We start from the raw sequence: 22,799 nt of genomic DNA, 5'->3' as shown, positions 1-22,799 counted from the left end.
GGGTTGCTGCGGATCGGGGCTCAGCCCTGCTTGAGCTTGCGCATGCCTTCGCCCAGCACCCACAGCGCACGGTTGAGCTTCACGTTTTGGTCGATCCCGGCCACTTCGCGGGTTCGCATCGTGCGGCCCGTGGCCGACCGGCCGCGCAGCCCGCCCCGGATCATGTTTTCCTGAATCCGGTTGAACGTCGTCCACAGGTCGTCAGCGCGATCCTCGGTCCGGCGCGCGCGCAGCAGTTGATCGGGCGTAATCGGCGCGGGCACGTCCGCGCTCGGTTCGTACTTCAGCGACAACGCGGCTTCAGCGAGCAGCGCTTGTTCCTCCGCCTTCAGCGTCACGCCCTGCATGCCTTCCTTTTGCTCGCGAATCAGGTCGAAGCCGTCGAGCACGTCGTTAGCGCCCTGGATCACGTTATGCACGATGTTGCCTTTGTGCGGCACGCGGATATCCGACAGCGTGTCGCCGCAGACCATGCCGTTCTTGCAGACGAACCGGAACATGCCGGCGATCATTTGATAGCTGCTGGTGCCGTCGTGGCTGTTGAGCAGGATGATTTCGTTCGCTTCCGCGCCGTTGATCTGGCTGGCGTGGCGCAGGCGGATCATGTGCTTCGTGTGCTCGCGCTTGCCTTCGTCACGCACACGCGTTTGGCACACGAAGAACGCCTCGAAGCCCTCTTTGCGCAGGCCGTCGAGCACTTCGATGGTCGGGATGTACGTATAGCGCTCCGACCGGCTGGCGTGCGCCTCGGTCGCGAGGATCGACGGCGCGACGCTGGCGATCTGGTCATTCGACAGCGGCGAATCCGAGCGAAGCGACGGGGCGTGGTGGGCGAAGCTGCGAGAAAGGCGGGTAATCGACACGGTTTTTCTCCGGATTGGGACCGCTGCGATATGCTGCGGCCATGTCGATATATTAGGACATAATGACCGTTTAAACAAGAAAAATATCCATTCGAAAATGGATATTCCGCCCGTCGCCCAGCGGCCGACAGGCTCTTAGGTCATCTGGATCAGGCACCCCCTTGCGGGGGCGTCTGCGTTGTTCAGGGCATCAATCCGCCCCTTCCTCGGACGCGTCAACGCTCGGCTCGCCGGAGTCCGTTTCCTCGTCGTCCTCCCAATACCGCGCCGTCTGTCGGTTCGTCAGCACTTCCGGCAACCAGCCGCGATCTGCGAGCCGCAGCTCGGCGGCGGCCGCCGCTTCGCCCTTCTTCATGCTTTCCAGTGGCGCGGCCGCTTCGGCCGATACGGCTTGCGTCACCACGTCGATGATGCGCTGCTTCGAAACGTGGTTCAGATAGCTGGCGCGCGTCGGCTTCCAGTACGCGGCCATGTCGAGTTCGAGCGTATCGGCCAGCGCGTTCACGTCGTGCGGGCTGTCCCAGCGGCTCAACCCATTGACGTTCGCGGCGACGCAGAATGCGAACAGGTTCGCGAGCACGTCCTCCGAGCACGACAGCAGCCACGGCAGCAAGCCGTTAAGCTTGGTCGGCAGCATGGCGCGCCACTTCTGGCGCTGGCCGTCGATGAACTGCCATGCCGGACTGTCCGCCATGTCGTCGGCCACGCGCAGCAGGCGATCATGGGTGGGCGTGAACTGTGCGTCGAGCGCATCGCGCGAAGCCCCCGTGTAGTGCTCCGAGAACACGCGCGGCACCATTGCGAACATCAGATAGGCCAGCGCGACGGTCGGCTTTTTCATCAATTCGGCTTGGACGGCAGCGGTGCGGTGCGCCGTCAACCGTTCGCACAGCGTTTCCCCGTGCAGCGGCTTGGCCTTCTCGGGCGTGATCCGCTCGGCACCGGCGACGCCCGCCTCTTTCACTGCGGCTTTCTCGCTCGGCTTGACGAGTCCGCGCTCGATCTGCAGCCCGCCGGTGTAGTCGAGCCAGATATACGCGCCCGCGCGCACCTTCTGTTCGTCGGTCCATGCGTTGCGTCGCTCCGCGTAGGCATCCACCGCCTCATCGGCAGCCTGTGAAGCTTCCTCCAGTGCTTCGCGCTTCGCGTCGTCGTCGTCCCCTTCTTCCGCGTCGTAGTACGCGTTCAACGCCGTTTGCGCCTCGTCGCGGGCCTTTTCGAGCTTGCGGAACTCGGCCTTTTCCTTGCGGGTGAACTCCCGCTGCTCGGGACGCAACCGCCCATACTTCGCCAGTTGCAGGCCATCGCGCTGCACGTTGGTTTCGACCCATGACCATCCCTCCGCGCCGACGTCGACCGCAACCGCGCTCAGCTTTTCCACGGCGAGCCGGTTGAGCAATTCGAGATCGTTGATATAGCCGTTATTCTTGGCATCGCTGAACAAATCGCGACGCACGTATCCGCCTGCGGATTCATAGGCATCCAGCCCGACAAACGCGACGAGCGGGTTATCGCTGGCGTGGGTTTCCTCCTGCGTGATAACCCGGCGAATCTCGTTCGCTCTTTGTTGCCACGGTTGCTTGGCGTCGAACCAGATTCGCTCTTGTTGTTCGTGGTTGTCGCTCAACGCGAGCGCGCACACCTGGTCGTAGGTCATGCCATCGTCGCGAAACACGTCGAGCAACTTCGGTGCGACGCTCGCGAGTTTCAGCGCGCGCCGCACGTCTCGCTCTGCGACGCTAAAGCGAGCCGCAATATCCGCGATGGAGCGGCCTTCCGCTGCCAGTTGGCTGAAGGCCTCGCACTGGTCGGCGATGTGCATGCCTTCGCGCTCCGCGTTCTCGATGAGCGACACTGCCAAGGCCTCGCCAATCGAAACGATGCGCACCGGGATCAGCGTGTCATCGGTCGCGCGGCCTTCGCTCTTGAGCAAGTCCAGCGCAGCCAATCGACGTTGACCCGCACAGACGCCATGCCCGCCCGGCTCGTCCTCGATGTAATGCACGACGAGGTTTTGCAGCAGGCCCGTCGACGCAATGTCGTCGGCCAGTTCGCGAATGCGCGTCGGCGGCTTCTTGCGCGCGTTGCGCGGCGACACGCGCAGCGTGCCGAGCCGCACATACTGGATCGGCGCGAAGGCCTCGCCATTGGGAATCTCAATCGTTGCAGTTTCAGTCACGGGTTTTCTCCGGTTAAGGACCGTAGCACGACGCCACGGCCACAAAACCAGTATAGGACATTATGACCGTTATAGGGGAGAATAAAAATAAAATATCTCTTGCTTGTACGGTCTTTATGCCCTAATATATCGATATGGCCGCAGCACATCGCAGCGGTCCTTAACCGGAGAAAACCCGTGGAACAAAACATTGTCGAGATTCGTTCGGAACTGGTCGTCGAAGAACAGCGCATGCACTTCCTGCCGCACTACTTCGGCGCACGCTACCTGCACGGCGAGGCCTTTGTATTCGATTGGGCGCGTCGCCTTTGCTCGTCGTACAACGGCAGCCACTGGCAGTTTTTCCGCGTGTCGAATGGCGCGTTCTATCTCGCCCCGGAGATGGCCGCGCCGGTATCGGTACGCTGGAACCTGAACAGCTACGAAGGCACGATGGGCGTCGAGGCATTCGGCATCGTCGTCACGCTGTTCGCGTTGTGCCATATGGGTGAGACGTTCGCGGAAGACGTCTATTACGACCGCTTCCATCTGCTGCGCGAGTTCGCGGCAACGCATCCGGAGGCCCGGGAAATTTTCCGCGCCATTGACTAACTGACATGCGGCGCTCGGTCCACCGACCGGGCGTCCACTGTGCGAAGCCGCACGCACGCTGACACCCTCCTCCTTGCGAGCTTGGGGTCAACGGTACGAGGTGGGTTCGCGCGCGCCGTCGCGCCCGAATCGAGGGCCACGGGGACCCGCGCGGAGCGCGGGGAGAGGCCCGGCCCGGAGCAGAGCGGAGGGACGATTCGGTGAGGCCTGCGCGGACCACCGCGGGGTCGTCAAGCTTGGTCCGCGATCGCGAAGTGATCGCGGGTCAAGCGTGTTTCCTCCACGGCGAAGCCGTGGGGGCTGGAATGGAGGACGAGGTTATGCGCATCGCAGGTATCGAAGTGAAGTTCAACCCGCCCGATCCGCGCCTCGATCGCGTGTGGGGGCTGCGCCCGGATCCTGGCGGTTGGGTCTTTCGCCTCTACGATGAGGCCGGCCAGAAGCTGGTCGGTGGCGCTGTGCATGGCGCCGACCAGGCGGCCCGCGATCGCGCGGCTAACCGCGTGCTGGACGATGCCCGTCGCAAGGGCTTTACCCACTATCGAATGGTCGACGCGTCAGATGCGCCGACACCTCTCTAACAAGAGCTGCAACCATCGGAGAAAGATCGTGGAAGACATTCAAGGAAAACCGCTCGAGCGCGGCGCAATGTATGTCTGCGTGTTCTTACTGGAGGACGACGCTGGCACCCCGACCGCCCACTATGAGGAGCTGGTGCGTTTTATCGGATACGACGTCCAGCGACCGGTTTTCGCGGATGCGGATACGTGGGAGGAAGTCACCCCGGATTTTGACGAGCTGCGGCGCCAGGAAGCGTCGGTCGTCGATCCAGCGACGGAAGGCTGGCCGGAGTTCAGTGAGTAACAAGTTTCGCCCGTAGACGGACGGGCTTCATTGAAAAAGGAGAGACAATCATGATCCAATCGAACTCCAGCAGGCAGAATGTCGGCCCCGTGTTGGTCAGTTGCCGGGCACGGACCTCCCGCCTGAGTGTTCCTCTGTCGTCGCCAAATTACGCGCACACGCACACGGCCAATTTCAAAATTATTGAGGCAAATGATGAGCACTACACCCCACATCGAAATCAGGCCCGAGTGCCTGCAACCTGCAGCGAACTGGGCGTCGCCTACCGGCGCTGAGATTCAGGAGGTCGTGCGCCGCACCGGCATGAGCGGCCGCGCAGCGACCCGCTTTCTCGGCCTGGCCGACGGGGATGGCCGACAGATCCGTCGATGGGTCTCCGGTGACTCACCGATCCCCTATTCGGCTTGGGCGCTGCTTTGCGATGCTGCAGGCCTCGGGCAGATCTGGCGCGTCGATAGCGACGTCCTTTAATCAACTATCGATGCATAGGATTAGGAATTGTGAAAACTGCCGCCATTCTGATTGGCACACTCTTTTTGATTGCCGTTGTCGTGCTAGGGATCATCCCCATGATCTCTTGATGCAGGCGCGAAGCTCTCAGCCTGCTTATACGCGTGCGATGTTAGGCAACGATGTTCAAGCGGACTGACACAGGAGCGTAACGATGAGCGCAACACCGTACTCGCAACTCCAACCCGTCGCGGACAACATTTCGCCGAAGCTACGCGACGAGATCCAGCAGCTGGTCGACGCGAAATACGAGGTCGACGAGATCGCCCGCCACGGAACAGCTGGCCGGCGCTTGACGACGCCGTTTCATGACGGCAGCTACGGCCCGCGTCACGGTACAGATTTTTTCCAGACGGTTTTGCCGTTCAGCAAGTTCGAAGCGTGCGGCGAATCGTTCAGCGCGCTCGTACCGGTTTCGCAAACCATAGGCTCGAGCTGCAGCTGGACGACACGCTCGGTGCCGGAGGCCGAACGCCCGACCCTGCTCGCCTGGCTGCAGGATCCAGCACGCGCCACGCCGGATGACGCCGACTACATGTGGATCAAGCCGCTCGGCCTCTTTCTCGCACATGAAGGCAAGAACCGCGTCGGCTTCTTCCGCGATATGGGTGCGCAATGGATCCCCGCGCACGTAACGCCCTACGACTACCCGGCCGCCGATAGCCTGGCGATCTACAGGGCGCAACACACGCATCAGACCGTCTATTGGCTCGTGCTGGACGGCCAGCTGCTGGAGCCGATCAACCATCCGGACTGGGCGATACCGGTCCTGCGCGCATACGGTGTGCGAGAACATCATCAGTGGCCACACAATTTCCCGACGGTCGACCTGACCGCTGCCGCGCTCACCTCCCGGCTGGTTCATCCAGTCACCGGCCGGCCAGCGCCGCTGGACCTCGAGCTGGTCCGCGAGAAGGAAGCCTACGAAGCGGAGGAAATCTCGTGTTCGTTGCTCGACGTCGAGCCATTCAGAATCCCGTGGGACTTTCTTGGCGCAATGGCCTGCATCGGCATCGGTGCGATCGTGTTGCTCGGCATCCTGCCGGAAGAGTGGCCGAATTTGCGAATCGTTACCGGCATTGTTGCGGGTATCGGCATAGGCGGGATGCTGACGCCGCTGTGTAAGCTGTTCCGGCTACCACGCAGACTCGTCGATCCCTACGCAAGCCTGCGTAAATTCTCGCCGCGTGAACGTAGAGCCGCCGGCATCCGCTGAACCGCACCATCGCACTCGCGCGTCGCGGGCAATGTAGTCGGCCCGCGACGAGTGACTGAAACTCAGACGGCGTTGTGTTGCACCTCGGTCAAATTGCTAAGCAACCGAAAGAAGTCCGCGCGCGTTGCGCTCGTCAACCTGGTCGTCGCGGCAATCGCACGCAACGTCTCTGCTGCTTGCGTCGGCGACAAAGCCGACGTGAACGGTGCACGTGTCTCGGCAAAATACACCTTGGCGCTTTGCTCGGCGGCATCCAGCACTTCGCGCACTTCCAGGTAGCGCGGCCGTCGTGCAGCGGTCAGGAATAAACCGTCATACACAAAAAAATTTCCATCGACCGATTCTGTCAGCGCCACCAGCAACGGCAGGTTGCTATCCGGCCCATCGCTATGTGCGAAATCGGCGTCGGGCTTTGTGGGCGACGCAAACAGCGTCACGAGCGCGATGTTCGGATCGGCGATCGCACCGAGCAGCGCCTGCGCATTCTTTCCCGTGTTTTCGGGTTGCCAACGAGTGACGCTCATACCTGTGTTCTCCGTGGGTGGATGAATTTCTCGCGTGCGAGAAACGCTATCAGCGATTCACGACATAGACCGGCTTCGCCGACATGATCAACAAGAACTGTCCGATTAGAACCAAGGCCATTAGGGGTAGCGAAACCCAGGCCAGCGCCGAAAACAAGCCAAGTTGAACAACGGACCCACCGATCCCATAAATGACATCCGTCCGCCGGATGTTCACATACACGAGCCAACACGCAACGGCGGCACCGAGCGCCATGAGCGCGATGCCGTTCAGCGTGTCGCCATGGCTGATCTCCGCGGAATGCCGCCAGTAATTCCCAGCGATCAGCAGAACCAGCGCGGCGGCCGTTGCGTAAAACGCAGGTTTGGTGAAAAACGCGTGGCCGAATTTATCCAGACAGTGCTTGTTAAATTTCAAGACGCCAAAGACGATTGCCGCAATAGCGGCGATGGCGATAATCAGTTTGATGACCAACATGCCCGAGGCCCCCGCGGTATTATTTGTCAGACTATTATAAGGCGAGTTTTCCGGTGTTCCGAGCTTCATCGGAGCTACCCGGTAGAATGACCAGGCATCAATTCACCAAACGGAGTGATCGAACACGATGGCAGAATCCACCCGCACCTATGCTCAAGCCAAAGCGGAACTCGAAAAACTGCAGCAGGAAGCTGAAGCACTGCGCCAAAAGGAACTCACCGCTGTCGTGGCGGAGATCCGCGAAAAGGTTGCCGAATACGGTTTGACGGCAGAGGATATTTTCGGACGCAAGCGCAGCGGTAAGGCTTCCGCGCCCATCGCACCGAAATATCGGCATCCGAAAACCGGTGCGACCTGGAGCGGTCGAGGCAAGCCACCGGCATGGATCGTCAACGTCAAGAATCGCGATCGCTTCCTGATTCAGGAATAAGCGTCGACCCACTCAAGCGTCGCGGGCAAGGCGCGTGGTATCTCACCGCCTCCCGGCGCAACCGGGGCCTCTCCGGCAACACGTAGATCGACGTCGTTTCGAGCGACGCGTGGCCGAGCGTGCGTTGCTCGACTTCGAGCGCGATGGCGGCGCAGCCACTGTTAGCGCATTCCACCCGCGCCCGCATCACCTGGGCCCTACCGACTCGCTTCTCTGACTCTGGATCGGCACGGCTCAAGTTTCTGGCTCTCGTGCCGTTGAACAGTTTCTACGGATGTTCGGATCGGCCGATGTGGTTTGCTTCGCATCGACCGACCACGGACACAGGTCTCAGAAACCACAGACCAGCTTGCATTGATAGACCGGCTTCCCATCGGGGCCTATTGTCACACTACACTCGGTGTGACAATCGGCATCGAGCGGCACCACGCCGTTGTTGACGAAAGCCTCGTGAACGTCCGCGCTCAACGCTGCGAGCTTATCCTGAGTTTGCTTCTGAATTTGCTGATCCACGTTGGTCTCCTTGTTTGTGAGGGCTCGAACGAGCCCTTATCAGCATAGGAGAGATTCGGTAAAGCTGCCCTGTCTTTTTCTGACAGGAAAATTCGCCGCTACACGCGGCACTATTTAGCCGGGAGGCTTTGGAATGGTTTCGGTCTGGGTGAAGAAGCTAGCGAACGGTACATTCGAGGTGATCGACCAGGTCACGGGTCAGGTCTACGGAGCAGTCGAAGACACGCGAGACGTAATCGATTTTGTACGTGAGAAAACTGGGGATTTGGACGTTCTCTACGTCGACGGCCAATGATCGGAAAACGGAATGACCCTTGGGGCATTCTCGATCCGCTTGCCCGCATTGCGGGTACTTCGCGCATTGCGGCGCGGGCAAAGGGATACGGTGCAGTTAGTGCAACACCGCAAAGTGCCATAGGACAACAACATGCAAACGGTTTTTGCAATCTCTACGGTGATCTTCGGGGCATTGTCAGCGTTCTGTTGGAGCCGTTCGGCTCGAGTGAAAATCCCGACCGGTTGGGATACGAGCGTGCAGCAATCGGAGGCGTTCTCCAAGGCGGCCCGATATAACGCCGGCGGCGCTGGGTTCGCAGCGGCTGCTGTTGGCATTCAAGCGCTTCAGTCGCTTCTCACCATTTTTCACCTCGTCGGGTAAACAACATGACTGGCTTCGAACTGGATGGCTTTCTATCGGATGAAGTCGACGCTTACCAGCGGCACGTCATCGAGCAGTTCCCTGTCGTGGTCGGCGAGTCCATCGCTGCTTCGCGTGCAGCCATGGCCCAGCTGAGCGCAATCAGACTTGTTGACGCGAAGCTATCGACCTTGGTAGCCCTTTCGTTGTGGTCCCGATGTGTTTCTACCTGCCAAGCGTCAATTTTGCTCGGTCACAGAGGCATGGGGACCGATGGGCTCACGTTGCTGCGGAACGCCTTCGAGAGCCTGTTTCACTGCGGTGCGCTATTGGCAGATGCATCGGTCTTGGCAAGACTACGCGCAAAGGACGACTACGAAAGACTCAAACAGGCGACGGCGATACTGGGTCACGAGGACACGGTGAAGGCCTTGACACCGGAATCGAAAAAAGCGGTGGAAGCGTTCGTTCAGTCGGTACCCACGTCGAAAGATCTGATCTCGGCGTTCGACTGTGCGAAGTTGGCCGGACTGGAGGGGCTGTATCACACCGCTTATCGTACGTTGTCGTTGAAGGCTGCCCATCCGTCGCTGACAACGGCGGGGTATGCGTTCGGCGAGCAACTCACCGATTTGCGCTTCGGACCGTCGACAGACCATCTGGACGAGGTTTTTGGACTCGCTAGAGACTGTCTGAACATGGGACGAGGGATCGTGGGGAAGGCGTTGACGGCGCAAGCGTAGGAGCGCGGCCGTGGTCGATGAGGAACCGATCCCTCCTGGCGCCTAGGTTCGCTCCAGCCCATCCGCGAGTTCGTCCCAAAACTTGATCGTTGCCGCGCCGTAAGCCTTGATGTCCGCCACGGTAAGGTACAGGTCTTCACCCGACATCGGCCGATAGAGGCTCCGCGTGACATGGAACGGCATGGCAGCAAGCTGTCCATTCCCGCGCGTGGCGTCGAAGAGTTCGGGGCGTTGAGCCTTCAGGATATCGGCCGAATCGCCATCGGCATGCTTCACCGTGTTCGCGACAACACGCAATTGGTCGATGCACGACCAGCTCGAAAATTGGGAGAGGTCGAGGCCCTTTTCCGCAAGCCTCTTTCTCAGCACGGATAGCTTCAAGAGCGCATTGCTGTGCTCTTCGGCCGGCTGCAGTACTTCTTTGCGGTGAAACGCCAGCAGTTGCTGCTCCCACGTGTGATAGAGCATCGGGGCAAACGAATTGACAAGCGCCTGCCGGATCGCATCCATGCCGGCATAGTAATCAAAGCCCGCTTCGAACGCCGCATCGGCGAACATCGATCCGTCGGCACCATCGGAGTCGATCGGCACCGACACGAGTTCCTGGTACGTCTGTTCTTGAAGCGCGGTCGCTTCGGCGTCGATACCGTCAAAGGACGGTAGCAGGCGCTGCTCAAGCACCTGCAAAGTCCGTTCGAGATGCGGCTTGAAGGTCGTCCCAAAATAGCGACGCCAGAACTTGGCGTTGTGCATAGCATCGTTCTCCTCTTGCTTCGCCCCGCGGTCCCGCTATTGTGACTGCACGAGGCGCGCATGGTATTTCGCGATTTCCGCCCGGCGGCGCTTCTCCTCGGCCGTCACGTAGACGGACGTCGTCTGCAGCGACGCGTGGCCGAGCAGCTGCTGGACGACGTCAAGCGGCACGTCGGTCGCCACCGACTGCGTGCCGAACGTGTGGCGGAATGCATGGGGCGACAGGCTGGCGAGCCGCCGGCGTTCCGGCTCGCTGAGGTCCGGGATCTTCTCGAGCAGCTGTTCGATCGCCCACTGCACCAACCCGCGCGCACCGCGCACCGAGTATCCGGCTGTCGCGGTCACCGGTTGGCCATCCCCGCCCTCGCGCACAAACTTCTCGCGCGCACGCGGGGTGTGCGGAATCACCAGCGGCGCCACCAAGGCGATGCCTAGCGGCGCCCCGCCGTCGTACGCGTCGAAATCCAAGCCGCGATCCCGCCAGTGGGCGCGCAGCGCGTCGACGCACGTCGCGCTGATCGGCACGAATCGCTCCTTGCGCCGCTTGCCGACCACGCGCAGTTCCCACGTCGCCGGGACGTCGCCGTCGGCAGGATGCAGCTCGAGCGCGCTCCTCGATGCAGCGGCCGCTTCGGCAATGCGCAGGCCCGCATCCCCCATCAGCAGCAGCAACGCGCGCGCGGCACGCCAGCGCGACACGTCCGGTCCGGATCCCTCGCTCCAATCGGCCAGCACTGCCCGCGCTCTCGCCCACAGATCGAACGGCAGTGCTCGGCCGACCTGCAGCCGCTTGGCGCGCTTGACGGGTTTCGGATCCACCACGGCCATCCACGGATTGCCCGCGAGATACCGCACCTTGACGAGCCACTCGAAGGCCGCGCGGATTGCACGCACCGCGTACAGCTGGCTGTCAAGCGACAGGCCGCCGGGGGCAAACGGCCGCCACCGACCCGAAGCCCGAGACGCGGGTGGACCGGTAAACGCGGCCGACGGCGCGGCGAGGAACGCCTTGTATGCCTCGCAATCGTCCACCAGGAGCGCCGACAACGCGACGCCGCGTTCAACGACCGCCCACAGTAGCAGTCGCTCGAGCTCGCGCCGGTATGCGCGCTGCGTCGCGTCCTGACCGGCGTAGCGGCTCAGATAGGCGCGCACCGCCGCGAGATCGTGCCGCGCCTGAATGTACGGGAACAGCGGCGAGCGGTTCGCGCCCGTCGCGCCGGACAGCGGATGCGGGAGCGTTAGCCGCTCGAGCGGCGCCAGTTGGCCACGGGCCGGCTCAACTACGTCGCCAGCCGCGACCAGCGGCTCGCCCGTGTCGACGTCGTCGTCGACCGACACGCCGATCGTCAACGCATGTCGGCGTAGCCATGTGACCAGCACCCTCGCCCGGCCGGCGCCAATGCGCGGCACCGATCGCCACCAGCTGCCGCCGCGTCGGTTGCAGAACGCGACGAGCTCGCCGAGTGTCTGGACGCCCTCGCCGGCCAGCCGCTGCGCCACCAGTGGCCGAAACCAGCGGCCGACCGGGTGATCCGCCGCCGGCACCGCGGCCGCCCATGAACCGGCCGCCTGCTCGATCATCTGCAGGGAGACGGGTGTCAAGCGCGGTTCGCCATACTTCGCAATCGACGCCTGCAGGTGCGAGACGAGTACCGCCGATCCTTCCTGCAGCGCGCGCTCGACCAGGTCGTCGCGCATCGTGCGTAACAGGCGCTCGACCTCGAGCGTCTCGGTGGTCTCGCTGTCGAAGTAGAGGCGCGCGATCGTTGCGATCGACAAGCCCTTCACGCGCGCGCGCAGCGCCGTGAATTCGGTGCGGCTGTAGGTGCGCAGCGGTGGAAGCGTCAGCTGCTGAGGTTGGTTTGCCATCGATCAGGCAGCCGCTGCGCGGGCGCGCGGCTTCCGCGGCTGCGGCGTTGGGAAGAACGCGGCCCACTGCTCCGGTGTGGCGCGGTCGATGATCTCGATCGCGATCGCCCGCGCGGCGTCAACGGAGCCCTCTGTGATTCGGCCGACGCTTCGACCGGTCTCGACGTCGGACACCGAGAACAGTGCAGGCATCGTTGGCTCCGACAGCGTGCTGCGATGCACGGCCCAAGTCCGGCCCCGATGCTCGAACGCCACGCCGATCGTCTCGGCCCAGCGATCGTCGTGCAGCGCGACGTGGAACACGATTCCGTCGACGCGAATGGGCGCGGGTTGAGTAGACTGTTTTTTGGGGCCTGCAGGTGGCATGACGTTAACTCCAGTCTGGATCAGGTACGTCGATGAAATGCATCGGCGGGTCGCCGTGAATCAGCGCAAAAAAGTCGCCGGGCGCCGGCGGGTGTTCAATGAAGGGGCGCTCGACCGCTGGCGCGGGAAATGCCACGTCGATCAGCTGGCCGGCCGCCGTGCGGACGAGCGAGTGCGCGGCGAAGCGCACTTCGTGACCCAATTGGCATTCCGGCATCCACCCGCGCACCGCCTGATCGGCGGGATGGAGCAGCAGCCAGAGCATCACCTGCTCGTGGCAGTGATTGCTGCGCGGCGACCAGCCTGGCAGACGATCCGCGTAGTGATTTATCGGAAGCGCATCGGCGAACTGGCGCGCCATCGCAGTGCCAAGCACGGTACGAAGCGTCTCGAGGGCGGTTTGACGATCCGTCATGGGAGCACCCCTTTGGCGATTAACCAGTTCCATTGCGCGTGCAGCAGATCGCGAAGCTCGCTGTCATTCAACAAGAGGTACGCACCGGCAAAAGCCGCCTGAAGTCGATCGAGTGGAGTGAAGCCTTCCGCATCGCGGACCGCAGTTTTGCCATTGCGAACCGCCGTGAGGACCGCGTCAACGCCATCGCGGAACCACGCGATCGCGTTCCGGTCGTGTTCGTCCAGCGGCATCATCAGGCTGTTGCTGACGATGTAATGGCGAACGTGTCGGATCTCGGGGTACGTCATTGCATGGTCTTCGGCGGCGCAGGGTCGCCGCCATGTTTGTGCCGATCGATCAGGAAAATCGCGGCTGCAGCGCAGGTGTTCTTCGACAGCACGCCGAACGCGGCATCGAGCGGCGCAAAGTGGCTGGTCGCACCGTGCGCGGTACCGAAGTGCGTGCGCAGTTTGGCCGCTCCTCCGCAGATCGACGCCACGCCACCGAGCAGCTGCTTTAAGTCGGGCTGCAGTTGCGGCAAATCAGGCAGGCCCAGATTCTCAATGCAGGCTTTAAGCAGCGGCGACAGCGACTTGTCCTTGGGCAGCGGGACACCGCGTTCGGTCAGGATCGCGCTACAGACCGACTCCAGCATGGTGGTCGCACGCGTGAGCGCGTCCGCTGTGTCCTGATGCGTGGCGTCAAGGGCCGCTTGCCAGTTCTTGGTGACGGCTTCATTGTTGAGCGCCGCCAGGCTCGTGGTCATTTCGGATTCGATTTCACCCGAATCCGCCTCAAGAATGCTATCGAGTGCCGCGTGCGACTGGTCGACTTGGCCCTGCCGCTTGTTCAATTCGGCCCCGAGGTTGGCTAACAGCGATTGCAGCTGCTCGGGCGCCAACAACCGATTGAGCCACGTTTGCGAACAGTTGGCTAGCGGCTTCGACCGGTAACTGCGTTCGTCGTCGGCGGTCCCCATCACCTGGTCTTGCATATCGTCATCGGTATGACGGTAGAGCGCCCGGAGTTCCTCACCGTCGTAGCACAGACGCCCATAGATGCCCTCACCCGGCGCATCGAATTCCAGCATGGTGTCATCGCTGCTGGCGTAGATCTGGCCTTCGCCGAACGCGGCGTTCAGATCGGCCCCCAACTGCATCGCCTTTTTGTAGAGCGTGGCTTTCTTCGCCTGAATCTCTTTGTGCTGGGCCGCCAGCGCCTGGATCGTCTTTTTCATCATGATCAGGCGGTCGCCGAGCGCTTCGCATAGGCCAGCGCTTCGAAGCGCGCGCGATCCGCGCGAACGTCGGCCGCCGGCATCGGGTCGAGCGATGCGACGAGCGCGTCCCACAGCGCGAGTGCGCCACGGGCCTCGCCTACTGCGAGCCCTAGGCTGTAGGTGCCAATCTCGCACGCAGCGGCACGTTGCATTGCGTCGCGGATCTCGCGCTCGGCGCGTTTCGTGATTTGTTCGTAAGTCAGACTGGTCATCAACGGTCTCTTGGTGGTGTAGTCGGCGCTCGGGCGTGTTGAGCCGTCAAAATCCGTATTGATCGTCGCCCCAGCGCCGCAGCACCTGGTAGTCGTGTTCGGGCAATACGATCAGGCCCGCCTCGGCGGCCTCCAGCATGCGCTCCATCTGGCCGCTCAGGATCAGGTTGCCGTGCAGGCCGTAGAAGTACCAGGCGAACCGGTGGCCGATACGCTCGTCGAATTGCGTCAGCTTGCCGGCGAGGCTGTAGACGTCGAGCTTCGCGGTGTTCTTCAGTGCGGCGATCTTGCGCGTATGGGTCCAGCGCGGCACGAAATTCATGTCGCGACCGCTACCGCTGCGCGGGTCGGAATAGTCCTCGGTGCGGAACACCCACCGCTGACACACGCGCTCACCGGCACGACCGGCGCTCGACGCGGCCCAATCGTCGAAGAATCGCCGGCCGCGCCATTGCTGGTTGTCGTAGCCCGGCGCGAGATCGCGCACACTGATCACGCGCGATTCGCCCGTGTCGACGTTGCGCTCGACCAATTGCCGATCGCCGTCACGCTGCCGACGCTCGTTATAGGTCGCCTCGGCCAGTGCCGAGAAGTGCTTCATGTCGATCACGACCTCCAACCGATAGCGCGGCGCGCCGAGCGTGCGCCGCTCGAACCGTTCGACTGGCATGTCATGCCACCCCGAGCGCAATTCATGCACATCCGGCAGGCGCCAGGGCCTGGTGCGTGGAAACGCTTCGCGCTCGACGAATTCCTGTTCTTCCCACACCTCGATCTGCACGAAATTGTCCTGGTCGCCGCCGCGGTCGTACACGAAGTAATGCAACAGCGGCTCGACCTCGACCAGCTGATAACCGGCATCCTCGTGCGCGCGCAACAGCTCCTCCACCGAGCCGTGATGGGCGTCGAGTTGCTCGTCGATCCACGCGTGATAGTCGGCCGCGATCTCGCGGCCCTCGGCGTCGATCAGGCGCGCTGGCCGCTCGCTGAACTCGTCACGCGTCACCGCGTAGCGCGCGCCGCGATAGTCGGTGCGGGTCGCGCATGCGGTCAGCAACTCGGCATGCTTCGGCACCACGGGCGTCGCCGCAACGATCGTCGCGAGCACGTCGGTCTGCAGTTCATATTCCTTGCGCATCGGAGGGCTCCTGATTTAACGGCGCGGTGCGCGCTGCTCGAGGTGGATGACGTTGTTGCGGGCGAACCGCACGCGCTCGCCGATATAGAACCCGAGGTATTCCTGACCGGCACCATCGGCGCCGACGAATTCGATGACGAAGGCGCCGTAGCCCTCTTCGTCCGCCAGGCCATCGTGCACGCGGTCCATGCACACGGTCGCGCGCAGTAGCGGGCCGACGATCGGCTGCAGCTCGACCACGTCGCCCCGCTCGATGGTGTCGCGCCGCGCATCGCGTACCGTGTCCCAACCGCGCGTCGAGTCGGTCACCACCTCGAAATCGATCGGATGGCGCGCGCCCCACACGCGCAGCAACAGGTTCCAATACGCGAGCGGCATCTCGGTATCGCCGGCCTCCCAGCGTTGAAACTGACGTTCCGTGACGCCCAGCAGATGCGCCATCTGCTCTTGGGTCCGCCGGCTGCGCAGGCGCAGTGCGCGCAGCGTCGCGCCATCGCGATCGCCGATGTTCAGGTGCTGGGGTGTGGTCGACATGGTCACTCTCTCGTTGCACGACAAAATGTCGTCCTCAAATTCTAGCACGACATTTTGTCGTGTCAAGCCAGCGATCAGGAAACGAGTGCTGACAGCGTGCTGAGCACGATCGCGACGGCGGTCAGCCGCGCGGCGATCTGATTGAGTCGACCCATCTCCCGATTGGCTTCCACCACCGCGTTCCAGTTCGCCTCGGTGATCTGCATTTGGCGAACAGTCGACCAGAGCAGCTTGAGATCCGTCTCGACGGGTTCGAACTCCAACGGGTCGTCAGGATCGTCGGAGTCAGGCTGTGTCCGCTTGAAGTCGACCTGGGCCGACCGATACCAGACCCCGGCGCCGGCCACGCCAAACACGAAGCCGCCGACCGCCAGTGCAATTGCCAGATTGCTGCTCATCGAGTGGTCTCCTGCTGGTTGAGATCCGCGCTCAGGCCGGGGCCACCGGCGCTGGGTTCGTGACAGGGGGGACTGCCGGCAGCGTGCCGGAACTCAGCAACGCGGCCGAGCGCTGGTCGAGGTCGTTCGGTCGCACGGCCATGCGCAAGCGCTGGCACCACTGCGGCCAGCGCGAAAACACCAGCCGATCCAGGAAGTAGTTCGCCAGCGTCGCGTGCTCGACGCACAGACGCCAGTCCGCATACAGTCGTGAATCGGGTCGTGTCGGGGGAGGCGATCCGCGATAGGCATTTGGGTCCGTTGCGTCAAAATTCACGCTCATCAAGGCTTCGTGAGAAGCCCTGCGCGCATCCATGCCTTCCTCGAACGTATGGTGGACGATCTGGCATTGGAACAGGTGGCTGTACAACCGCGCGTCGATGTCCGACAGCTGACCGATCGCCGAGGTGTGCAGCGCGAACAAGCGCGGCCGCCATTCCTCGAGCTTCCTCATCGCATGAAAGGCACGCGCCCCGGCTTGTTGCACCTCATCCAGGGCGTCGATTTTTTCAATCTTGTCTAACGCCGTTTCTATGCTCATGCCGGCCGCGACCAACTGCACAAGGTCAGGCAGCACCATGCTGGCCGCAATGCGGCGCTCGCGGCTGCGGGCGGAGACGGCCACGATCCACGCGCCGGCCACGCCGAGCAGACCGCCGGTCGTCGCGCCGATCAGGGTCTGCCAGTGGTCGAGCAGGTCCAGAAAGCCGTCCGGCGCGGCGGCGGCCACGGGCACCGGCAGGCACACCTGCGCAGCGGTGGCGGTCAGTTGATAGAGGTAGGCGGTCATCTCAGACGGTGTCCTCGGTCGGCGCTGTATCGATCGGCTGATGCACGTCAGCTGGCGATGCCATGGGCGGTCAGGAACTGTTCAAGGCGGGCGAGCACGCGGGTTCCGAAGCTCTGCATCTCCACTTCGGTGCCATCCGGCCAGCGCACCCACCGCTCGCCGCTGGCGTTGAGCGCCACGGTGTTGAATGGGGCGCTGCCCAGGGCGCCGCTCGCGCGATGCGTGGCGGGGTCCGGCCGACCGCGATCGAGCCTCATGTGCTTGGCCTTGTTGGACACGTCCCGACACAGCTGGATATCCGGCTCGGCCAGCAGCGCGGATCGATCGGCCTCGGCGACGGTGCCTTTCAGGTAGTCGGTCACCGAATGTGCGGTGACGAAGAAGTTGAACACGTGGTCGATCGACGGTTCGCGCGCCAGGCGGTCGAGCTCGCGCCGCGCCTTGCGCAGCATCGCCGCGGCGTCCGACAGTTCGAAGAAGCCCATGGGCGACCTCTCGGGAAGGCCCGCTCCTCGCGGGGCGGGCCAAGGTTGAACAACCTGCAGCGTGACCGTATCGGAGACCGGCACGATGCGCCACAGGGACACGGGTCGCGGCCGCTACGCCGCGGCGCTCACAGGGCGCTGCAGCCGCGCAGCTGCGCGAACAGCAGCAGGAGCAGCAGGAGCAGCAGCACGGACACCGCCCACCCCCGCACGTCATTGGGCATCGAACACCTCGCCACGTGGGTCCGTCCGGGTCGCCCGCCGGCCGGTGTCGGGGCAGGTCGCGCATCGGCCTGCTCTTCGTATAGGACGGCGCGCCGCGTTTTCGAGGCCGCGTGAGCAGAAAATCGCCAAACCTAGGGAAAGTACCTACTCCGCCCCCAACCCGGCCAGGGTCAAACCGCACTTTGGGGATTCTAGGGCATTAAATGCAATGCCGCTAATACGAGTTATCGGCATTGACGGCGCGCCACAAAAACCCGGCCGCAGCCGGGTTCGCCCGTCGCTCAGGCCCGCATGATCAGGTACGCGGCCACGAGCGGCAGGTGGGCCGCGGCGATCGCCGCCAGCGGGTGAACCAGCCCGTAGATCGCCGGCCGCGCGGCGGAGAGCCCGCGGTCGACGCCACTGCGGCCGCGACGCCCCTGCCCCACCCGTCTTCCTTGAACTGCCATGCTGTCAGGTTCATTGCCGAGATCCTCTGCATTCACACGGTAGATTCCTTCGTACCGGCCGCTCACGCAGCGGGCTCGCCGTCCGGCAGCTCGGGGTCCGGCAGGTACGACACCTGGCCAGGCGGGATGATGAAGCTCGGCAACCAGTCGTCCAGGGCCGTACACACGCGCTCGTAGGCCGCGTCGAGCCCGGAACCCTCCGGTGCATTCGGGGCGTCCGGAAACAGGCGCCGGCCGATCTCGATCATGTCGCCCCAGAGGAAGCCGTACCGCCCTCGTTCCAGCATGGTCCACAGCGCATCGTAGCGCTCGGCCTCAAGGGACATCAGGCCGACCGACATCGCGTCGGCGATCCGGAATTTCATGTAGCCGATGCACCACTCGAGGAACATCTGCTGAACAGCCGTCATCGGCGTTGTCACTTCGCCATCTCCTTGGCCACGCCCACGTGTCGCGGCACGGCGATCGGCCTACCTGATGCGCCCGGCGGTCGGCCGGCGCTTATTGCTCGCCCCGGGACGCGTAGATCGTGCACACGATGCACGCGGCGAACGTTACTCCCGCCGGTACGCTCCAGCCGAGCGCGAGGCACCCGACCGTCAATGAAAAGGCAAAAAGCGCCGCACCGCCGAATCCGTTCATCCCCGCTCCTATTCTGTTCCCACGCGCCCGGTCGTGCGTCGGTGGCGCCCATCCTGCCGCCGGCGACCGCCACGCCACGTTACGTCGCCGGTCGCAGCCAGTTTTCGACCGGCAGCCCCGCGACACGGGTGAATTCAGCCGTGTTGTCCGTGACCAGCACGGCGTCGACGGCCAGCGCATGCGCGGCGATCAGCATGTCGTTGCCGCCGATCAACTGGCCTTGCTTCTCGAGCTCGGCCCGCAATCGCCCGTAGCAGCGGTCCGCGTCGGGCTGCAGCGGCAACACGGTCAGGCTCGCGAGCAGCTGCTCGACGCGCTGCGCGAGCGTTGACGAGCCGCGCTTCCAGACGCCGAACCGCAGTTCCGCGGCGACGACGATCGAGGTGCACACTTGCTCCGGCGGGGTTTCTCCGATCCGGGTGGCGCATGCGCCTCGCGGGTCGCGGATCACGTTCGACAGGATATTGGTGTCGAGCAGATACAGCGTCATTCGATGTCGACCGGTTCAGGGGGAAGGTCCTCGATGTCCGGAAAGGTCTCGTCCAGCGGGGTCCATTGGGCAAACAGCTCACGCAAGGGCGCGGCCTCCACGGGCTCAATGATCAAGCGGCGGCCTTCCCGGTGGATGGTGACCTCCGAGACCGGCAGTTCGAATTCGCGCGGGATCCGCACGGCCTGGCTGCGCCCGTTGCGAAACAGGCGCGCGTGGCGGGTGTCATGGGTTGGCATCAGGACGCCCCCTCTTCAATCGGGTTAGCATATGCCACAGCATATACAAGCCGAAATCTATTCGCAACTTTTGTCCTGCCGACGTCGCCACCCTCGTAATGTCATGCCACTATAACGTCACGCCATTGCGAATCGCACACGTTGTAGCATTACGCCGTTACGCCACTATAAAGCTATAACGTCATAACATTGCAGCACCATGCCGTTATAGTGGCCCGTCTTCGGGCGTCCTCCATACCCCGCACCTCTATACATCTACAGCGTTACGCCATCACAGCACTACAGCACTACAGCACTACAGCACTACAGCACTACAGCACTACAGCACTACAGCATCATGCCACCGAATCTCAATTGCAGCCGAGTCTGCAGCGTCATACCTCTATAGCACCACGGCATCATGCCACTACAACGGTACGGACTCATAACATCATAACGGCATGGTGCCATAACATCATAACGGCATGAATTCACGACGTTATAGCGGCATGCCTCTTCAACATCACGGCAAGCGATCTCGGTGCCGATCCCGGACTATAGTGCTATGCCGCTATAGCGCCACGCCATCACGCCATCACGGCTGTACAGCCTCATAACTTTGCGATGGTGTAATGCTATAACATTGTGACGGGACGAATCCACAACGCTATACCATCATAACGTTACAGCGTCACGCCGAGAGGTGTCGGTGCGTCCCGAGCTACAGCGCTATGCCTCTATAGAGCTACGCCACCATGCCATCGCCGCGGGACAGCTTCATAATTTCGTGATGGTGTGACGCTATGCTGCTATGGCGTTATGACGGCACGAATTCACGACGTTATGCCGTCATACCTCTGCAGCATCACGCCGAGAGGTCTCGGTGGCGATGTGTTGCTCTAGTGCTATACCTCTATAGCGCTACGCCATCATGCCATTACGGCGGCACCAACTTCCTGATGCCGTGATGGTGTGATGCCATACCGCCATGACGCCATAGCGTCGCGGATTTGCGACGTTACGCGGCGAAGTAGGTAACGAACGATTCGTCGTGCGGTTCGCGATGTTATGATGGCATGCAGCTACGGCGTTATGCCTTCATGACGCTTTAATGCTCTGACGGCGTAGCTCTACAACCGCATACAGCTATAGCGCTATAAGGGTAAAACTATGAAACCAGCAAAAGGCGTTGACGATCTGGCGTCTCGCTTGCGCACCGCAAGTGAAGCACCTCTTGTGCAACCACCCGTCAACGAGCCGTCCGGCGGCCCGTCGCCTGCAGCGCCGGCTCAGAGCATCCCGGTGTCGGTATCCACCGATCCTCGTGAACAAATACCCGCAGCCAAGAAAGTCGCGAAGAGGGCAGGGGCAAAAGAAGTCATCGACACGATGGCGTTGACATTGCGTCCTACGCGAACGCTGCACGCGCGTTATGTCGCAGCCGCCGCTAAACGCAGCCAGGAACTCGGACGAATGGTGTCCGCGCAGGAAATCATGCTCGAAGTACTCGAAAAGGGGAAAGTATGAGCAATATCGTTTATGTCGGTGGTCAAAAGGGTGGTACGACGAAGACCACTACGTCGCATTTGATGTCTCTCGGTGCCATTCTCCGTAAGCAACCTGCGGCATATGTCCTGACGGATCCGCATCGACGCGTAAAAGAACACGGGCGACCGTACGGCGTACTCGATGGACGGGACGCCGCTCATCTTGCCCAGATCCTGACAGCGAGCCAAATCACCAAAAATGGATGGCTCATCGTCGATGGCGGCGGCAACCGTCCTGCTTTTGACAAGGAGATGGCCGCGGCAGCTCACCTAACGTTGTTGCCGTTCCGCGCCTCGGAGGAAGATCTCGAGGCGGTCGCGCTTGATATGTCCGCTATGCCCGGTGCAATTGCGTTGCCGTCTGCATGGACAACCAATAAGCACGCACAAGCCTCGGCACAGCGCTATATCGATGCCTTGGAAAAGGCATTTCCCGGACGGGTGCTTCACAAACCAGCCTGGTTCGTCAATTCTGCGGCAGAGCTCCTCGGCGCGACGCTTGAAAGCCCCTCAACAGCCGTCCGAAACGCTGCGCGACATTGCTTCGATATTCTGTCCGCTGCATTTGCGCAGCACGGAGTGCCCGCCGAAGTACCTGCTTGATCGGGAAGTTGCAGCGAAGCTGGGACGCCGCTCGGTGTCGTCGGGCGTTGCTCGGCGCAAAATTGCGCCCTGCGGGCCACGCCTCCGTATTACTTCGTCTGGCAATCCTAGACGTCATTCGCTAGGGGGGCGCGAGTGGTCCGGACCGTCTCCGACGGCCGCCCCACACGCGCTGGGGTTGGGGCAACGATGTTCGAGGTGATCTCTGGGGAGAGGGTGAAGAAATTTCACAGAGAAACAACACCTGTGGTTGCCTTTAAAAGACAACCCCCTTTAAAACCTTTAGCTTCCTGAGACCCTTATCCGGCGAGCGTTTCACGGATGATCGGTCATCCTTTATGGGGTAAAAGGTCAGGGTCCGTGGGGCGGTTCGGTCGTAGTTTATGGGGTGGGGTCATGTTTTGTGGGGCAGCGTGATTTTAACTTAAGACCGGGCCTCAACTAATTGAATACAAAGGGATATCTCCGAGGCTTAGACGGAATCGGATGGCCGCAGGTCGTACTTTGTGGGGCAAAAAGTCATGATTTGTGGGGCGGCTCAGTGGGCCTATCGAAATGGCTCCCTTATCGCGCCTCAAAGGTCATGGTTCGTGGGGGGATGCCGACTAGTGAGTTGGCGCACACTTCCTGCTAAGTCTTTGAAACCATTGAGTATTTTCTCACCCGATTGGAAAGGTCATGGTTTATGGGGCGCCTATGCGTCGGCCTTGGTCGCTTCAGGTCATGGTTTATGGGGCTTGCTCTTGCAGCAAATGTTGTCGCCCGAGAGGTCGTGGTTTATGGGGAGCGTGGGCGGCCCCGTTCTGTCCGGCTG

At 62.2% G+C, this 22,799-nt stretch carries 31 protein-coding genes; 10 read left to right on the top strand and 21 right to left on the bottom strand.

The genetic code is table 11. The annotated features are described in order from the left end of the window. Positions 1-20 precede the first annotated feature (20 nt). Together CFB89_RS33440 and CFB89_RS33435 are read right to left on the bottom strand one after the other, a co-directional pair. Positions 21-863 carry a DUF932 domain-containing protein gene (locus CFB89_RS33440; RefSeq protein ID WP_089471771.1) on the bottom strand — a complete coding sequence of 281 codons (843 nt, stop codon included), beginning with the start codon at positions 861-863 and terminating at the stop codon, positions 21-23. A gap of 190 nt (positions 864-1,053) precedes the next feature. Further along, positions 1,054-3,042 (bottom strand): ParB/RepB/Spo0J family partition protein, encoded by a 1,989-nt coding sequence (locus CFB89_RS33435; protein ID WP_089471770.1) that lies wholly within the window; start codon positions 3,040-3,042, stop codon positions 1,054-1,056. 177 nt (positions 3,043-3,219) lie between these two features. Here CFB89_RS33435 and CFB89_RS33430 point away from each other — a divergent pair, with 177 nt between their 5' ends. From CFB89_RS33430 to CFB89_RS33410, 5 genes are all read left to right on the top strand, one after another. After that, complete coding sequence (locus tag CFB89_RS33430) at positions 3,220-3,633, top strand: antirestriction protein (RefSeq protein WP_256979845.1); 414 nt, start codon at positions 3,220-3,222, stop codon at positions 3,631-3,633. A gap of 305 nt (positions 3,634-3,938) precedes the next feature. After that, on the top strand, positions 3,939-4,214 hold the full coding sequence (locus tag CFB89_RS34690) for a hypothetical protein (protein ID WP_179233583.1): 276 nt from the start codon (positions 3,939-3,941) through the stop codon (positions 4,212-4,214). A 28-nt stretch (positions 4,215-4,242) separates the two neighbouring features. Then, positions 4,243-4,497 carry a hypothetical protein gene (locus CFB89_RS33420; protein WP_144030193.1) on the top strand — a complete coding sequence of 85 codons (255 nt, stop codon included), beginning with the start codon at positions 4,243-4,245 and terminating at the stop codon, positions 4,495-4,497. Between the two features lie 195 nt (positions 4,498-4,692). Continuing rightward, complete coding sequence (locus tag CFB89_RS33415) at positions 4,693-4,968, top strand: transcriptional regulator (RefSeq protein ID WP_089471807.1); 276 nt, start codon at positions 4,693-4,695, stop codon at positions 4,966-4,968. Between the two features lie 193 nt (positions 4,969-5,161). Then, on the top strand, positions 5,162-6,223 hold the full coding sequence (locus tag CFB89_RS33410; protein ID WP_089471767.1) for a hypothetical protein: 1,062 nt from the start codon (positions 5,162-5,164) through the stop codon (positions 6,221-6,223). Positions 6,224-6,285: 62 nt separating this feature from the next. Here CFB89_RS33410 and CFB89_RS33405 read toward each other — a convergent pair whose 3' ends face one another. Both CFB89_RS33405 and CFB89_RS33400 read right to left on the bottom strand, forming a co-directional pair. Further along, positions 6,286-6,747: a hypothetical protein gene (locus CFB89_RS33405; protein WP_089471766.1), complete on the bottom strand. Its 462-nt coding sequence runs from the start codon at positions 6,745-6,747 to the stop codon at positions 6,286-6,288. A gap of 49 nt (positions 6,748-6,796) precedes the next feature. Further along, a complete protein-coding gene (locus CFB89_RS33400) occupies positions 6,797-7,294 on the bottom strand; it encodes a hypothetical protein (protein WP_144030192.1) in 498 nt (165 codons plus the stop codon). 58 nt (positions 7,295-7,352) lie between these two features. On the opposite strand from CFB89_RS33400, the gene CFB89_RS33395 reads away from it, so the two are divergent. Further along, entirely contained in the window at positions 7,353-7,655 is a 303-nt protein-coding gene (locus CFB89_RS33395) for an H-NS family nucleoid-associated regulatory protein (RefSeq protein ID WP_089471764.1), read from the top strand. A 330-nt stretch (positions 7,656-7,985) separates the two neighbouring features. On the opposite strand, the gene CFB89_RS34680 is transcribed toward CFB89_RS33395, so the two are convergent. Further along, positions 7,986-8,168, bottom strand: coding sequence for a hypothetical protein (locus CFB89_RS34680; RefSeq protein WP_144030191.1), 183 nt, complete (start codon positions 8,166-8,168; stop codon positions 7,986-7,988). 427 nt (positions 8,169-8,595) lie between these two features. Between CFB89_RS34680 and CFB89_RS34675 the strand changes: the two genes are divergently transcribed. Both CFB89_RS34675 and CFB89_RS33390 read left to right on the top strand, forming a co-directional pair. Continuing rightward, a complete protein-coding gene (locus tag CFB89_RS34675; protein ID WP_144030190.1) occupies positions 8,596-8,826 on the top strand; it encodes a hypothetical protein in 231 nt (76 codons plus the stop codon). 5 nt (positions 8,827-8,831) lie between these two features. Beyond that, positions 8,832-9,548 carry a DUF5677 domain-containing protein gene (locus tag CFB89_RS33390; protein ID WP_089471763.1) on the top strand — a complete coding sequence of 239 codons (717 nt, stop codon included), beginning with the start codon at positions 8,832-8,834 and terminating at the stop codon, positions 9,546-9,548. 42 nt (positions 9,549-9,590) lie between these two features. On the opposite strand, the gene CFB89_RS33385 is transcribed toward CFB89_RS33390, so the two are convergent. The 16 genes from CFB89_RS33385 to CFB89_RS33315 form a co-directional block, all read right to left on the bottom strand. Further along, the gene (locus tag CFB89_RS33385) at positions 9,591-10,301 is read right to left on the bottom strand and encodes a hypothetical protein (protein WP_089471762.1); all 711 of its coding nucleotides are present in this window, start codon (positions 10,299-10,301) and stop codon (positions 9,591-9,593) included. A gap of 36 nt (positions 10,302-10,337) precedes the next feature. Further along, positions 10,338-12,173: a site-specific integrase gene (locus tag CFB89_RS33380; RefSeq protein ID WP_089471761.1), complete on the bottom strand. Its 1,836-nt coding sequence runs from the start codon at positions 12,171-12,173 to the stop codon at positions 10,338-10,340. Positions 12,174-12,176: 3 nt separating this feature from the next. Beyond that, positions 12,177-12,539 carry a hypothetical protein gene (locus tag CFB89_RS33375; protein WP_089471760.1) on the bottom strand — a complete coding sequence of 121 codons (363 nt, stop codon included), beginning with the start codon at positions 12,537-12,539 and terminating at the stop codon, positions 12,177-12,179. A gap of 4 nt (positions 12,540-12,543) precedes the next feature. Then, positions 12,544-12,954 (bottom strand): hypothetical protein, encoded by a 411-nt coding sequence (locus CFB89_RS33370; protein WP_144030189.1) that lies wholly within the window; start codon positions 12,952-12,954, stop codon positions 12,544-12,546. After that, entirely contained in the window at positions 12,951-13,244 is a 294-nt protein-coding gene (locus CFB89_RS33365; protein WP_089471758.1) for a hypothetical protein, read from the bottom strand. The genes CFB89_RS33370 and CFB89_RS33365 overlap by 4 nt, the downstream gene beginning before the upstream one ends. Continuing rightward, positions 13,241-14,176 (bottom strand): abortive infection family protein, encoded by a 936-nt coding sequence (locus CFB89_RS33360; protein WP_089471757.1) that lies wholly within the window; start codon positions 14,174-14,176, stop codon positions 13,241-13,243. Before CFB89_RS33360 ends, CFB89_RS33365 begins: the two co-directional genes overlap by 4 nt. Positions 14,177-14,178: 2 nt before the next feature. Continuing rightward, a complete protein-coding gene (locus CFB89_RS33355; protein ID WP_089471756.1) occupies positions 14,179-14,427 on the bottom strand; it encodes a hypothetical protein in 249 nt (82 codons plus the stop codon). Between the two features lie 46 nt (positions 14,428-14,473). Next, the gene (locus tag CFB89_RS33350) at positions 14,474-15,565 is read right to left on the bottom strand and encodes a hypothetical protein (RefSeq protein ID WP_089471755.1); all 1,092 of its coding nucleotides are present in this window, start codon (positions 15,563-15,565) and stop codon (positions 14,474-14,476) included. Positions 15,566-15,580: 15 nt separating this feature from the next. Beyond that, on the bottom strand, positions 15,581-16,099 hold the full coding sequence (locus tag CFB89_RS33345; RefSeq protein ID WP_089471754.1) for a DNA-binding transcriptional regulator: 519 nt from the start codon (positions 16,097-16,099) through the stop codon (positions 15,581-15,583). A 74-nt stretch (positions 16,100-16,173) separates the two neighbouring features. Beyond that, positions 16,174-16,497: a hypothetical protein gene (locus CFB89_RS33340; protein ID WP_089471753.1), complete on the bottom strand. Its 324-nt coding sequence runs from the start codon at positions 16,495-16,497 to the stop codon at positions 16,174-16,176. A gap of 31 nt (positions 16,498-16,528) precedes the next feature. Beyond that, positions 16,529-17,326: a hypothetical protein gene (locus CFB89_RS33335; RefSeq protein WP_089471752.1), complete on the bottom strand. Its 798-nt coding sequence runs from the start codon at positions 17,324-17,326 to the stop codon at positions 16,529-16,531. A gap of 47 nt (positions 17,327-17,373) precedes the next feature. Then, on the bottom strand, positions 17,374-17,811 hold the full coding sequence (locus CFB89_RS33330) for a hypothetical protein (protein WP_089471751.1): 438 nt from the start codon (positions 17,809-17,811) through the stop codon (positions 17,374-17,376). 506 nt (positions 17,812-18,317) lie between these two features. Next, positions 18,318-18,485 carry a hypothetical protein gene (locus tag CFB89_RS35155; RefSeq protein ID WP_179233582.1) on the bottom strand — a complete coding sequence of 56 codons (168 nt, stop codon included), beginning with the start codon at positions 18,483-18,485 and terminating at the stop codon, positions 18,318-18,320. 62 nt (positions 18,486-18,547) lie between these two features. Continuing rightward, entirely contained in the window at positions 18,548-18,907 is a 360-nt protein-coding gene (locus tag CFB89_RS33325; RefSeq protein WP_256979844.1) for a hypothetical protein, read from the bottom strand. Between the two features lie 299 nt (positions 18,908-19,206). Then, positions 19,207-19,617 (bottom strand): type II toxin-antitoxin system VapC family toxin, encoded by a 411-nt coding sequence (locus CFB89_RS33320; protein WP_089471749.1) that lies wholly within the window; start codon positions 19,615-19,617, stop codon positions 19,207-19,209. After that, positions 19,614-19,856, bottom strand: a complete 243-nt coding sequence (locus tag CFB89_RS33315) for an antitoxin (protein ID WP_059569609.1) — start codon at positions 19,854-19,856, stop codon at positions 19,614-19,616. Before CFB89_RS33315 ends, CFB89_RS33320 begins: the two co-directional genes overlap by 4 nt. Positions 19,857-21,005: 1,149 nt before the next feature. Here CFB89_RS33315 and CFB89_RS33310 point away from each other — a divergent pair. Then, on the top strand, positions 21,006-21,362 hold the full coding sequence (locus CFB89_RS33310; RefSeq protein WP_089471748.1) for a hypothetical protein: 357 nt from the start codon (positions 21,006-21,008) through the stop codon (positions 21,360-21,362). Beyond that, positions 21,359-21,985 carry a hypothetical protein gene (locus tag CFB89_RS33305; RefSeq protein ID WP_089471747.1) on the top strand — a complete coding sequence of 209 codons (627 nt, stop codon included), beginning with the start codon at positions 21,359-21,361 and terminating at the stop codon, positions 21,983-21,985. The genes CFB89_RS33310 and CFB89_RS33305 overlap by 4 nt, the downstream gene beginning before the upstream one ends. Positions 21,986-22,799: the final 814 nt, after the last annotated feature.

Origin of the sequence: Burkholderia sp. AU16741 (genome assembly GCF_002223345.1) — a bacterium.
GTDB lineage: Bacteria > Pseudomonadota > Gammaproteobacteria > Burkholderiales > Burkholderiaceae > Burkholderia > Burkholderia sola.
This window is presented reverse-complemented; position numbering and strand designations above follow the sequence as displayed.